This is a genomic window from Pseudomonas bharatica CSV86, from assembly GCF_000319305.2.
Lineage (GTDB): Bacteria > Pseudomonadota > Gammaproteobacteria > Pseudomonadales > Pseudomonadaceae > Aquipseudomonas > Aquipseudomonas bharatica.
Genome location: NZ_AMWJ02000002.1, coordinates 345,374 through 358,760, shown reverse-complemented (window position 1 = coordinate 358,760; position 13,387 = coordinate 345,374). Strand labels below are relative to the sequence as shown.

Annotated in this window: 10 protein-coding genes; 9 read left to right on the top strand and 1 reads right to left on the bottom strand. The window is 61.2% G+C overall.

Going from position 1 to position 13,387, the window contains the following annotated elements:
* Positions 1 to 12: 12 nt before the first annotated feature.
* Complete coding sequence (gene gltA / locus CSV86_RS15270) at positions 13 to 1,302, bottom strand: citrate synthase (RefSeq protein WP_009396293.1); 1,290 nt, start codon at positions 1,300 to 1,302, stop codon at positions 13 to 15.
* Positions 1,303 to 1,652: 350 nt separating this feature from the next.
* On the opposite strand from gltA, the gene sdhC reads away from it, so the two are divergent.
* The 9 genes from sdhC to sucD all read left to right on the top strand — a co-directional run bounded on the left by sdhC (position 1,653) and on the right by sucD (position 12,993).
* The gene (sdhC, locus tag CSV86_RS15265) at positions 1,653 to 2,039 is read left to right on the top strand and encodes a succinate dehydrogenase, cytochrome b556 subunit (protein ID WP_170394861.1); all 387 of its coding nucleotides are present in this window, start codon (positions 1,653 to 1,655) and stop codon (positions 2,037 to 2,039) included.
* Positions 2,033 to 2,401: a succinate dehydrogenase, hydrophobic membrane anchor protein gene (gene sdhD, locus CSV86_RS15260; protein WP_009396297.1), complete on the top strand. Its 369-nt coding sequence runs from the start codon at positions 2,033 to 2,035 to the stop codon at positions 2,399 to 2,401. Before sdhC ends, sdhD begins: the two co-directional genes overlap by 7 nt.
* A gap of 3 nt (positions 2,402 to 2,404) precedes the next feature.
* The gene (sdhA, locus tag CSV86_RS15255; RefSeq protein ID WP_009396298.1) at positions 2,405 to 4,177 is read left to right on the top strand and encodes a succinate dehydrogenase flavoprotein subunit; all 1,773 of its coding nucleotides are present in this window, start codon (positions 2,405 to 2,407) and stop codon (positions 4,175 to 4,177) included.
* Positions 4,178 to 4,188: 11 nt separating this feature from the next.
* Positions 4,189 to 4,893 carry a succinate dehydrogenase iron-sulfur subunit gene (locus tag CSV86_RS15250; protein WP_009396299.1) on the top strand — a complete coding sequence of 235 codons (705 nt, stop codon included), beginning with the start codon at positions 4,189 to 4,191 and terminating at the stop codon, positions 4,891 to 4,893.
* A gap of 245 nt (positions 4,894 to 5,138) precedes the next feature.
* Positions 5,139 to 7,970 (top strand): 2-oxoglutarate dehydrogenase E1 component, encoded by a 2,832-nt coding sequence (locus CSV86_RS15245; RefSeq protein ID WP_009396300.1) that lies wholly within the window; start codon positions 5,139 to 5,141, stop codon positions 7,968 to 7,970.
* Between the two features lie 40 nt (positions 7,971 to 8,010).
* Positions 8,011 to 9,234 (top strand): 2-oxoglutarate dehydrogenase complex dihydrolipoyllysine-residue succinyltransferase, encoded by a 1,224-nt coding sequence (gene odhB / locus CSV86_RS15240; protein ID WP_009396301.1) that lies wholly within the window; start codon positions 8,011 to 8,013, stop codon positions 9,232 to 9,234.
* 96 nt (positions 9,235 to 9,330) lie between these two features.
* Positions 9,331 to 10,767 (top strand): dihydrolipoyl dehydrogenase, encoded by a 1,437-nt coding sequence (lpdA, locus tag CSV86_RS15235; protein ID WP_009396302.1) that lies wholly within the window; start codon positions 9,331 to 9,333, stop codon positions 10,765 to 10,767.
* Positions 10,768 to 10,942: 175 nt separating this feature from the next.
* Positions 10,943 to 12,109, top strand: a complete 1,167-nt coding sequence (sucC, locus tag CSV86_RS15230) for an ADP-forming succinate--CoA ligase subunit beta (protein ID WP_009396303.1) — start codon at positions 10,943 to 10,945, stop codon at positions 12,107 to 12,109.
* Entirely contained in the window at positions 12,109 to 12,993 is an 885-nt protein-coding gene (gene sucD / locus CSV86_RS15225) for a succinate--CoA ligase subunit alpha (RefSeq protein ID WP_004376004.1), read from the top strand. Before sucC ends, sucD begins: the two co-directional genes overlap by 1 nt.
* The last annotated feature ends 394 nt before the right edge of the window (positions 12,994 to 13,387 follow it).

Genomic DNA, 13,387 nt, shown 5'->3' with positions numbered 1-13,387 from the left:
TTCGGCCGAGGCTTACTTGCGGTCTTCCAGCTTGACCAGGTCGCGGGACTCGTAGCCGGTGTACAGCTGGCGAGGACGGCCGATCTTGTAAGGGCTGGAGAGCATTTCCTTCCAGTGCGAGATCCAGCCGACGGTCCGCGCCAGGGCGAAGATCACGGTGAACATGCTGGTCGGAATGCCGATCGCCTTGAGGATGATGCCCGAGTAGAAGTCGACGTTCGGGTACAGCGAGCGCTCGATGAAGTACGGATCGGTCAGGGCGATCTCTTCCAGGCGCATCGCCAGTTCCAGTTGCGGATCGTTGGTGATGCCCAGCTCGCGCAGGACTTCGTCGCAGGTCTGCTTCATCACGGTGGCGCGCGGGTCACGGTTCTTGTAAACGCGGTGACCGAAGCCCATCAGTTTGAACGGATCGTTCTTGTCCTTCGCCTTGGCGATGAACTTGTCGATGTTGGACACATCGCCGATCTCGTCGAGCATGGTCAGCACGGCCTCGTTCGCACCGCCGTGGGCAGGGCCCCACAGTGCAGCGATACCGGCGGCGATACAGGCGAATGGGTTGGCGCCCGAAGAGCCGGCCAGGCGCACGGTGGAGGTGGAGGCGTTCTGTTCGTGGTCGGCGTGGAGGATGAAGATCCGGTCCATCGCCTTGGCCAGTACCGGGCTGATCGGTTTGATCTCGCACGGGGTGTTGAACATCATGTGCAGGAAGTTTTCCGCATACGACAGGTCGTTGCGCGGGTACATCATGGGCTGGCCCATGGAGTACTTGTAGACCATCGCGGCCAGGGTCGGCATCTTGGCGACCAGGCGAACGGCGGAGATTTCCCGGTGCTGCGGGTTATTGATGTCCAGCGAGTCGTGGTAGAACGCCGACAGGGCGCCGACCACGCCGCACATCACGGCCATCGGGTGGGCGTCGCGGCGGAAGCCGTTGAAGAAGGACTTCAACTGCTCGTGCACCATGGTGTGGTTCTTCACGGTGCTGACGAACTGGGCCTTCTGCTCGGCGTTCGGCAGTTCGCCGTTGAGCAGCAGGTAGCAGGTTTCGAGGTAGTCGGATTGCTCGGCGAGCTGTTCGATCGGGTAGCCACGATGCAGCAGGATGCCCTTGTCGCCGTCGATGTAGGTGATCTTCGACTCGCAGGATGCGGTCGCCATGAAACCAGGGTCGAAAGTGAAGTGACCCGTGGCCCCCAACCCTCTGACGTCGATAACATCTGGACCAACGGTGCCGGTTAAAATGGGCAGCTCGACGGGGGCTGCGCCCTCGATGACCAACTGCGCTTTTTTGTCAGCCATGTGGCCTCCTATTAATGCTTGAAATCATCTGACAGACCCCCACGCAGGGCCCGCACCACTATAGTGAGATAAATTCGAATGTCAATTTGCCTAAAGCACGGTTGTAATGGGGTTTAGGCCCTGTTTTTCCTCGAAAATGTCGCCCGTTTACGCCTTTTGTTCGATAAAGGCAATGCGCTATTTGGGCTACCCCTTCACGTTGTCATTAGTAGCCTAACTGTCTATACTCGGCACCCGACCGCCAGGGGCATCCGCGCCCGTCTGACTGGGGGTCGCCGCTCCCTGGGTGGTGGGTACCTGACCAGTACACTTACCAACAACTTTGCCCTGCTTGCTAGGGGCTCTTCAGTGTGAAAAAAGCCGTGAAAAGCCAACGACCTGTAAACCTAGACCTAAGGACCATCAAACTCCCGATCACTGCTTACACGTCCATTCTTCACCGCATCTCCGGCGTCATCCTGTTCCTGGGCCTGGCCATCATGCTTTATGCATTGGGCAAATCCCTGGGTTCCGAGGAAGGCTTTGGCGAGGTGAAGGCGTGTCTGACCAGTCCGCTGGCCAAGTTCGTGTTCTGGGCTCTGCTGTCCGCCTTGCTGTATCACCTGGTGGCCGGTGTGCGCCATCTGATCATGGACATGGGCATCGGCGAGACGCTGGAAGGCGGTAAGCTGGGCTCGAAAATCGTCATCGTCATCTCCGTGGTGGTGATCGTGCTGGCAGGAGTTTGGATATGGTAACCAACGTCACGAACCTTTCGCGTTCGGGCCTCTATGACTGGATGGCGCAGCGCGTTTCTGCGGTCGTTCTCGCGGCTTATTTCATCTTCCTGATCGGCTACCTGGTAGCGCACCCTGGCATCGAATATGCCCAGTGGCACGCTCTGTTCTCCAATAACGCGATGCGTATCTTCAGTCTGCTGGCACTGGTTGCCCTGGGCGCTCACGCCTGGGTCGGCATGTGGACCATTGCAACCGACTACCTGACCCCTATGGCGTTCGGCAAGTCGGCGACTGCGATTCGTTTCCTGTTCCAGGCGGTATGTGGTGTCGCGATGTTCGCGTACTTCGTCTGGGGTGTGCAGATTCTCTGGGGTATCTGATTCATGGCTATCATTCCAACGATTTCTTTCGACGCCATCATTGTCGGCGGCGGCGGTGCCGGTATGCGCGCTGCGCTGCAACTGGCACAGGGCGGTCACAAGACCGCGGTGATCACCAAGGTCTTCCCGACCCGTTCGCACACCGTGTCGGCACAGGGCGGCATCACCTGCGCCATCGCTTCGGCCGACCCGAACGATGACTGGCGCTGGCACATGTACGATACCGTCAAGGGTTCCGACTACATCGGTGACCAGGACGCTATCGAATACATGTGTCAGGAAGGTCCGGCCGCGGTCTTCGAACTGGACCACATGGGCCTGCCGTTCTCCCGTACCGAAACCGGTCGTATCTACCAGCGTCCGTTCGGCGGCCAGTCCAAGGACTTCGGCAAGGGTGGCCAGGCTGCCCGTACCTGTGCCGCTTCCGACCGTACCGGTCACGCGCTGCTGCACACCCTGTACCAGGGCAACCTGAAGGCAGGCACCACCTTCCTCAACGAGTACTACGCGGTTGACCTGGTGAAGAACCAGGACGGCGCGTTCGTCGGTGTGATCGCCATCTGCATCGAAACCGGCGAAACCCAGTACATCCGTTCGAAGGCCACCGTACTGGCTACCGGCGGTGCCGGTCGCATCTACGCTTCGACCACCAACGCCCTGATCAACACCGGTGACGGCGTTGGCATGGCCCTGCGTGCCGGCGTTCCGGTGCAGGACATCGAAATGTGGCAGTTCCACCCGACCGGCATCGCCGGCGCAGGTGTACTGGTCACCGAAGGCTGCCGTGGTGAAGGCGGTTACCTGATCAACAAGCACGGCGAGCGTTTCATGGAGCGTTACGCTCCGAACGCGAAAGACCTCGCGGGTCGCGACGTGGTTGCCCGTTCCATGGTCAAGGAAATCATCGCCGGCAACGGCTGTGGCCCTAACGGCGACCACGTGATGCTGAAGCTCGACCACCTCGGCGAGGAAGTCCTGCACAGCCGCCTGCCAGGCATCTGCGAGCTGTCCAAGACCTTCGCCCACGTCGACCCTGTGGTCGCACCGGTGCCGGTCGTTCCAACCTGCCACTACATGATGGGCGGCGTTGCCACCAACATTCATGGCCAGGCCATCACCCAGGACGCCAACGGCCAGGACCAGATCATCCCGGGTCTGTTCGCCGTAGGCGAAGTGGCGTGCGTATCGGTCCACGGTGCCAACCGCCTGGGCGGCAATTCGCTGCTCGACCTGGTGGTCTTCGGCCGCGCTGCCGGCCTGCACCTGGAGAAGGCGCTGACCGACGGTATCGAATACCGCGACGCCAGCGACACCGACGTCGAAGTCGCCCTGAACCGTCTGAACAAGCTCAACGAGCGTACCACCGGTGAAGACGTGGCAACCCTGAAGCGCGAGCTGCAGAGCTGCATGCAGAACTACTTCGGTGTGTTCCGTACCGGCGAATACATGCAGAAGGGTATCGCCCAGCTGGCCGACCTGCGCGAGCGTATCGCCAACGTCAAGATCAACGACAAGTCCCAGGCGTTCAACACTGCGCGTATCGAAGCGCTGGAGCTGCAGAACCTGCTGGAAGTCGCCGAAGCTACCGCCATCGCGGCCGAAGTCCGTAAAGAGTCCCGCGGCGCTCACGCCCGTGAAGACTACGAAGACCGTGATGACGAAAACTGGCTGTGCCACACCCTGTACTTCCCCGGTGAGAAGCGGGTTGCCAAGCGTGCAGTCAACTTCGCGCCGAAGACCGTACCGGCGTTCGAACCAAAAGTCCGGACTTACTAAGGGTGGCCGCCATGTTGCAAGTTGAAGTTTATCGTTACAACCCGGATACCGATTCGGCGCCTAAAACCCAGGTGTTCCAGGTCGATACCGGTGGCAAGGACCTGATGGTGCTGGACGTGCTGGCGCTGATCAAGGAACAGGACGAGGGTTTCTCCTACCGTCGCTCCTGCCGTGAAGGCGTTTGCGGTTCCGACGGCATGAACATCAACGGCAAGAACGGCCTGGCGTGCATCACGCCGCTGTCCTCTGTCGTAAAAGGTAACAAGTTGGTGGTGCGTCCGCTGCCTGGTCTGCCGGTTATCCGTGACCTGGTCGTCGACATGAGCATCTTCTACAAGCAGTACGAGAAGGTGAAGCCGTTCCTGCAGAACGATACTCCGGCCCCGGCTATCGAGCGTCTGCAGTCGCCGGAAGAACGTGACAAGCTGGACGGTCTGTACGAGTGCATCCTGTGCGCCTGCTGCTCGACCTCCTGCCCGTCGTTCTGGTGGAACCCCGACAAGTTCCTCGGTCCGGCCGCCTTGCTGCAGGCCTACCGTTTCCTGGCCGACAGCCGCGACACCAAGACCCAGGAGCGCCTGGCGTCCCTGGATGACCCGTTCAGCGTATTCCGCTGCCGCGGGATCATGAACTGCGTGAACGTCTGCCCGAAGGGTCTGAACCCGACCAAGGCGATCGGTCACGTACGCAACATGCTGCTGCAAAGCGGTACCTGATTCTGCAAGTGTGATGTAGATGTTGTAACCGCAGTACGCCAAGGTGCGGGCGCCCAGCCCGCACCGAGGTGCAACCCGAGCGAGGGTCAAAAGCCCGAGCTTTACCTATGAAGATATGAGACCAGCAGGGGCATCCGGGCTGGTACCCGGTAAATCTGCGGGATCTTGCAGGCCTGGTTTTGGTGAGATGACTCCAGGCTTACGTGGTTCTGCCGATCGAGGCCCCTAACCGAGGGTGACCAAGCATGCAAGAAAGCGTGATGCAGCGCATGTGGAACAGCGCCCACCTGTCAGGTGGTAACGCTGCATATGTGGAAGAGCTCTACGAGCTCTACCTGCACGACCCTAACGCCGTGCCAGAAGAGTGGCGCACCTACTTCCAGAAGTTGCCCGCAGAAGGCAGCACTGCTACCGATGTATCGCACTCGACGATCCGCGACCATTTCGTGCTGCTGGCAAAGAACCAGCGCCGCGCCCAACCGGTGTCCGCCGGTAGCGTGAGCAGTGAGCATGAGAAGAAGCAGGTTGAAGTGCTGCGACTGATCCAGGCCTACCGTATGCGCGGCCACCAGGCTGCGAAGCTCGACCCCCTGGGGTTGTGGCAGCGCCCTGCGCCAGTAGACCTGTCGATCAATCATTACGGCTTGACCAATGCCGATCTTGATACGACCTTCCGTGCCGGCGACCTGTTCATCGGCAAAGAGGAAGCGAGCCTACGCGAAATCCTCGAGGCGTTGCAGCAGACATATTGTCGCACCATCGGCGCCGAGTTCACCCACATCGTCGATTCCGAGCAGCGCAGCTGGTTCCAGCAGCGCCTGGAAAGCGTGCGTGGCCGTCCGTCCTTCTCCGCCGACATCCAGAGCCACCTGCTCGAGCGCGTGACCGCAGCCGAGGGCCTGGAGAAGTACCTGGGCACCAAGTACCCGGGCACCAAGCGTTTCGGCCTGGAAGGCGGCGAGAGCCTGATCCCGATGCTGGACGAAATGATCCAGCGCTCCGGCTCCTACGGCACCAAGGAAGTGGTTATCGGCATGGCCCACCGCGGCCGTCTCAACGTGCTGGTCAACACCTTCGGCAAGAACCCGCGCGAGCTGTTCGACGAGTTCGAAGGCAAGAAGAAGGTCGAGCTGGGCTCCGGTGACGTGAAGTACCACCAGGGCTTCTCGTCCAACGTGATGACTGCCGGTGGCGAAGTCCACCTGGCCATGGCCTTCAACCCTTCCCACCTGGAAATCGTCTCGCCAGTGGTGGAAGGTTCGGTTCGCGCCCGTCAGGATCGCCGCAACGACACCGTTGGCGACAAGGTCCTGCCGATCTCCATCCACGGTGACGCCGCGTTCGCGGGTCAGGGCGTGGTCATGGAAACCTTCCAGATGTCGCAGACCCGCGGTTTCAAGACCGGCGGCACCGTGCACATCGTGATCAACAACCAGGTTGGTTTCACCATCAGCAACCCGCTGGACTCCCGTTCCACCGAGTACTGCACCGACGTCGCCAAGATGATCCAGGCGCCGATCCTGCACGTGAACGGCGACGATCCGGAAGCGGTACTGTTCGTGACCCAGCTGGCCGTCGACTACCGCATGCAGTTCAAGCGTGACGTGGTCATCGACCTGGTCTGCTACCGCCGCCGCGGCCACAACGAGGCCGACGAGCCGAACGGCACCCAGCCGCTGATGTACCAGCAGATCGCCAAGCAGCGCACTACCCGTGAACTCTACGCCGACAGCCTGGTGCAGGCTGGTCGTCTGGATGCCGAGCGCGTCCAGGCCAAGGTCGACGAGTACCGCAATGCGCTGGACAACGGCCTGCACGTGGTGAAAAGCCTGGTCAAGGAGCCTAACAAGGAACTGTTCGTCGACTGGCGTCCGTACCTGGGCCATGCCTGGACCGCGCGTCACGACACCCGCTTCGATCTGAAGACCCTGCAGGAACTGTCCGCCAAGCTGCTGGAACTGCCGGAAGGCTTCCTGGTCCAGCGCCAGGTTTCGAAGATCTACGAAGACCGCCAGAAGATGCAGGCCGGTGGCTTGCCGATCAACTGGGGCTACGCCGAAACCATGGCCTACGCCACCCTGCTGTTCGAAGGCCACCCGGTTCGCATCACCGGCCAGGACGTCGGTCGCGGCACCTTCTCGCACCGTCACGCGGTGCTGCACAACCAGAAGGACGCCAGCACCTACCTGCCGCTGCAGAACCTGTTCAACGGCCAGCCGAAGTTCGACCTGTACGACTCCTTCCTGTCGGAAGAAGCGGTACTGGCCTTCGAATACGGCTACTCGACCACCACGCCGAACGCGCTGGTGATCTGGGAAGCCCAGTTCGGTGACTTCGCCAACGGCGCGCAAGTGGTGGTCGACCAGTTCATCACCAGCGGCGAGCACAAGTGGGGCCGCCTGTGCGGTCTGACCATGCTGCTGCCACACGGTTACGAAGGCCAGGGTCCCGAGCACTCCTCGGCGCGCCTGGAGCGTTACCTGCAACTGTGTGCCGAGCACAACGTCCAGGTCTGCGTACCGACCACCCCGGCCCAGATCTACCATCTGCTGCGCCGCCAGGTGATCCGTCCGCTGCGCAAACCGCTGATCGTACTGACACCGAAGTCGCTGCTGCGCCACAAACTGGCCATCTCGACCCTGGAAGATCTGGCCGAAGGCTCGTTCCAGACCGTGATCCCGGAAATCGACACCCTCGATCCGAAGAAAGTCACCCGTCTGGTCCTGTGCAGCGGCAAGGTCTACTACGATCTGCTGGAAAAACGCCGTGCCGAAGGTCGTGAAGACATCGCCATCGTGCGTATCGAGCAACTGTATCCGTTCCCTGAAGACGATCTGGTTGAAATCCTCGCGCCATACACCGAACTGAAGGACGTGGTGTGGTGTCAGGAAGAACCGATGAACCAGGGCGCCTGGTACAGCAGCCAGCACCACATGCGCCGTATCCTCGGTCGTCACAACAAGGCACTGGTCCTTGAGTACGCCGGTCGTGATGCGTCTGCGGCCCCGGCCTGTGGTTACGCTTCGATGCACGCCGAGCAGCAGGAAAAACTGCTGCAAGATGCCTTCACCGTTTAATGCCTCGCGCACCTGAAACCGAATTAAGGAACCACTGATAATGGCTATCGAGATCAAAGCCCCTACCTTCCCGGAATCGGTTGCCGACGGCACCGTTGCCACCTGGCACAAGAAACCGGGCGAAGCCGTCAAGCGTGACGAGCTGATCGTCGACATCGAGACCGACAAGGTCGTTCTGGAAGTCCTGGCCACCGCTGACGGCGTACTGGGCGCGATCGTCAAGGGCGAGGGCGACACCGTCCTGTCCGACGAGGTCCTGGGTTCGATCGAGGCCGGTGGCGTTGCCGCCGCTCCTGCCGCTGCCCCGGCTGCCGCGCCTGCCCAGGCTGCTGCCGCCGCCGACGCTGGCGAAGACGACCCGATCGCCGCCCCGGCCGCGCGCAAGCTGGCTGAAGAAAACGGCATCGACCTGGCTTCCGTTGCCGGCACCGGCAAGGGTGGTCGCGTTACCAAGGAAGACGTCGTGGCTGCCGTTGCCGCCAAGAAGTCCGCGCCTGCCGCTGCCCCGGCTGCCAAGCCGGCCGCCGCTGCCGCCGCTCCGGTGGTCACCGCCACTGGCGACCGCACCGAGAAGCGCGTACCAATGACCCGCCTGCGGGCCAAGGTTGCCGAGCGCCTGGTCGAAGCACAGTCGAACATGGCCATGCTGACCACCTTCAACGAAGTCGACATGACCGAAGTCATGGCCCTGCGTTCGAAGTACAAGGACCTGTTCGAGAAGACCCACAACGGCGTGCGCCTGGGCTTCATGTCGTTCTTCGTCAAGGCCGCTACCGAAGCCCTGAAGCGCTTCCCTGCGGTCAACGCCTCGATCGACGGTTCCGACATCGTCTACCACGGCTACTCGGACATCGGCGTCGCCGTTTCCAGCGACCGTGGCCTGGTGGTTCCTGTGCTGCGCAACGCCGAGCTGATGAGCCTGGCCGAGATCGAGAACGGCATCGCCACCTTCGGCAAGAAGGCCCGTGACGGCAAGCTCTCCATCGAAGAGATGACCGGCGGCACCTTCACCATCACCAACGGCGGCACCTTCGGTTCGATGATGTCGACCCCGATCGTCAACCCGCCGCAGGCTGCGATCCTCGGCATGCACAACATCATCCAGCGTCCGATGGCCATCAATGGCCAGGTCGTGATCCGTCCGATGATGTACCTGGCGCTGTCCTACGATCACCGCCTGATCGACGGTAAGGAAGCCGTGACCTTCCTGGTAACCATCAAGAACCTGCTGGAAGACCCGGCTCGCCTGCTGCTGGATATCTAATACGCAGCTGCAGGCTGCAGGCGCCGCGCTCCTGGTCTGGAGCCGGTCGCCATGCAGCCTGCGGCTTGCTGCTTGAAGCTATAAAGGAATCTTTTTATGAGCCAGAAGTTCGACGTAGTAGTAATTGGTGCAGGTCCTGGCGGCTACGTGGCTGCCATCAAGGCCGCCCAGCTGGGCTTCACGACCGCGTGCATCGAGAAGTACACCGATGCCGAAGGCAAACTGGCCCTTGGCGGTACCTGCCTGAACGTTGGCTGCATTCCCTCCAAGGCGCTGCTGGACAGCTCCTGGAAGTACAAGGAAGCCAAGGAGAGCTTCAACGTCCACGGTATCTCCACCGGTGAAGTCAAGATGGACGTCGCTGCGATGGTTGGCCGCAAGGCCGGTATCGTCAAGAACCTGACTGGCGGCGTTGCCACCCTGTTCAAGGCCAACGGCGTCACCTCGATCCAGGGCCACGGCAAGCTGCTGGCCGGCAAGAAGGTCGAAGTCACCAAGCCTGACGGCAGCACCGAGATCATCGAAGCCGAGAACGTGATCCTGGCTTCCGGTTCCCGTCCGATCGACATTCCACCGGCTCCGGTCGACCAGAAGGTCATCGTCGATTCCACCGGCGCCCTGGAATTCCAGTCGGTTCCGAAGCGCCTGGGCGTCATCGGTGCCGGCGTGATCGGCCTGGAGCTGGGTTCGGTCTGGGCTCGCCTGGGTGCCGAAGTCACCGTCCTGGAAGCCCTGGACACCTTCCTGATGGCCGCCGACACCGCGGTTTCCAAGGAAGCGCTGAAAACCCTGACCAAGCAGGGCCTGGACATCAAGCTGGGCGCTCGCGTGACCGGTTCGAAGGTCAACGGCGACGAAGTCGAAGTCACCTACACCGACGCCAACGGCGAACAGAAGATCACCTTCGACAAGCTGATCGTCGCGGTCGGCCGTCGTCCGGTGACCACCGACCTGCTGGCTGCCGACAGCGGCGTGACCATCGACGAGCGCGGCTTCGTGTTCGTTGACGACCACTGCGCTACCAGCGTGCCAGGCGTGTACGCCATCGGCGACGTGGTGCGTGGCATGATGCTGGCGCACAAGGCCTCGGAAGAGGGCATCATGGTCGTCGAGCGCATCAAGGGCCACAAGGCCCAGATGAACTACGACCTGATCCCGTCGGTCATCTACACCCACCCGGAAATCGCGTGGGTCGGCAAGACCGAACAAGCCTTGAAGGCAGAAGGTGTTGAGGTTAACGTGGGCACCTTCCCGTTCGCGGCCAGCGGCCGTGCGATGGCAGCCAACGATACCGGCGGTTTCGTCAAGGTCATCGCCGATGCCAAGACCGACCGCGTCCTGGGTGTACACGTGATTGGCCCAAGCGCCGCCGAACTGGTGCAGCAGGGTGCAATCGCAATGGAATTCGGCACCAGTGCCGAAGACCTGGGCATGATGGTCTTCTCCCATCCGACCCTGTCCGAAGCGCTGCATGAAGCCGCGCTGGCCGTGAATGGCGGTGCCATCCACGTAGCCAACCGTAAGAAGCGTTAATCATAAGAAAACCACGGCGGACGGCCCGTCGTGAGTCTTGCGTGCATGACTCACCGCGGAAAGTCCGCCGGACTCGAACTCCCGGAGCATACCGGGGGCAAGCGGTCACAGGTGGCGCGGCACCCCTCGCGGGCGCAGCGCCGAAGCGCAGTACCTAACGAAGACGGTAAAAAGCATGAATCTTCACGAGTATCAGGGTAAGCAGCTGTTCGCTGAATACGGCCTGCCAGTTTCCAAGGGTTTCGCAGTCGATACCCCTGAAGCAGCAGCAGAAGCCTGCGACAAGATCGGCGGCACCGAGTGGGTTGTAAAAGCCCAGGTCCACGCCGGTGGTCGCGGCAAAGCGGGCGGCGTCAAGCTGGTTCGCAGCAAGGAAGACGCCAAGGCGTTCGCTGCACAATGGTTGGGCAAGAATCTGGTGACCTACCAGACTGACGCCAACGGTCAACCAGTCTCCAAGATCCTGGTCGAGTCCTGCACCGACATCGCCAAAGAGCTGTACCTAGGCGCTGTGGTCGATCGTTCGAGCCGCCGTATCGTGTTCATGGCTTCCACCGAAGGTGGCGTGGACATCGAGAAAGTCGCTCACGACACTCCCGAGAAGATCCTCAAGGCAACCATCGACCCGCTGGTCGGTGCCCAGCCGTTCCAGGGCCGTGAGCTGGCATTCCAGCTGGGCCTGGAAGGCAAGCAGGTGCAACAGTTCGCCAAGATCTTCGTTGGCCTGGCCAAGCTGTTCAAGGACCACGACCTGGCCCTGCTGGAAGTGAACCCGCTGGTCATCAAGGCCGACGGCGACCTGCACTGCCTCGATGCCAAGATCAACATCGATGCCAACGCCATGTACCGTCAGCCCAAGCTGAAGACCTTCCACGACCCGTCCCAGGACGACGCCCGTGAGGCCCACGCTGCCAAGTTCGAACTGAACTACGTTGCCCTCGAAGGTAACATCGGCTGCATGGTCAACGGTGCCGGCCTGGCCATGGGTACCATGGACATCGTCAACCTGCACGGCGGCAAGCCAGCCAACTTCCTCGACGTTGGCGGCGGCGCAACCAAGGAACGCGTTACCGAAGCCTTCAAGATCATTCTGTCCGACAGCAATGTCGCGGCCGTCCTGGTCAACATCTTCGGCGGCATCGTTCGTTGCGACATGATTGCCGAAGGCATCATCGGCGCGGTGAAGGAAGTCGGCGTTAAAGTACCGGTCGTCGTTCGCCTCGAAGGCAACAACGCCGAACTGGGCGCTAAAGTACTGGCAGAAAGCGGTTTGAACATCATTGCGGCCACCAGCCTGACCGACGCTGCTCAACAAGTTGTCAAAGCTGCGGAGGGCAAGTAATGAGCGTCCTGATCAATAAAGACACCAAAGTCATCTGCCAGGGCTTCACCGGCTCGCAAGGTACTTTCCACTCCGAACAGGCCATCGCCTACGGCACCAAGATGGTCGGCGGCGTAACCCCAGGCAAGGGTGGCACCACCCACCTGGGCCTGCCGGTGTTCAACACCGTCAAGGAAGCCGTGGAAGCTACCGGCGCTGACGCTTCGGTCATCTACGTTCCGGCTCCTTTCTGCAAGGACTCGATCCTGGAAGCGGCCTTCGGCGGTATCAAGCTGATCGTCTGCATCACCGAGGGTATCCCTACCCTCGACATGCTGGACGCCAAGGTCAAGTGCGACGAGCTGGGCGTTACCCTGATCGGCCCTAACTGCCCGGGCGTCATCACTCCGGGCGAGTGCAAGATCGGCATCATGCCAGGCCACATCCACCTGCCAGGCAAGGTCGGTATCGTTTCCCGTTCCGGCACCCTGACCTATGAAGCCGTCAAGCAGACCACTGACGCCGGTTTCGGTCAGTCCACCTGCGTCGGTATCGGTGGCGACCCGATCCCGGGCTCCAACTTCATCGACATCCTGAAGCTGTTCCAGGAAGACCCGAAAACCGAAGCCATCGTCATGATCGGCGAGATCGGTGGTTCGGCTGAAGAAGAAGCGGCTGCCTACATCAAGGCCAACGTGACCAAGCCAGTGGTTTCCTACATTGCCGGTGTGACTGCCCCAGCGGGCAAGCGCATGGGCCATGCTGGCGCCATCATCTCTGGCGGCAAGGGCACTGCGGACGAGAAATTCGCCGCCCTGCAGGACGCTGGTGTCAAGACCGTGCGTTCGCTCGCCGACATCGGCAAGGCCCTGGCCGAGCTGACCGGTTGGGAAGTGAAGAAGTAAGACTTCTTCGCTGACCAGGCAGAAAAAGGCCACCTTCGGGTGGCCTTTTTCGTTTGTGCTCCAATCTGCAAGCTGGGCAAAACACCCTGTGGGAGCTGGCTTGCCAGCGATGGCGTCGGATCAGGCAACAACGTTGTTCTTGCCGGCCCTATCGCTGGCAAGCCAGCTCCCACAGGAATCGCGCCAGCTTTTAGAAATTGAGCAAGCAACCGTTTGCGACATTCTGGTTCACTCATCGGACAATCCGCCCCGAGGCCGTGCGCCAGAGCGCCAATTTGAGTACCATGCGCGTTCATTTCGTGTCCGCCGCCCAAAAGGAAGCGCCACGCTATAAAAGTCCGCCTCAATCAGGGTGGAAAAAACATTTCCCTAACCCAAGGGGAAATCCCTCTCT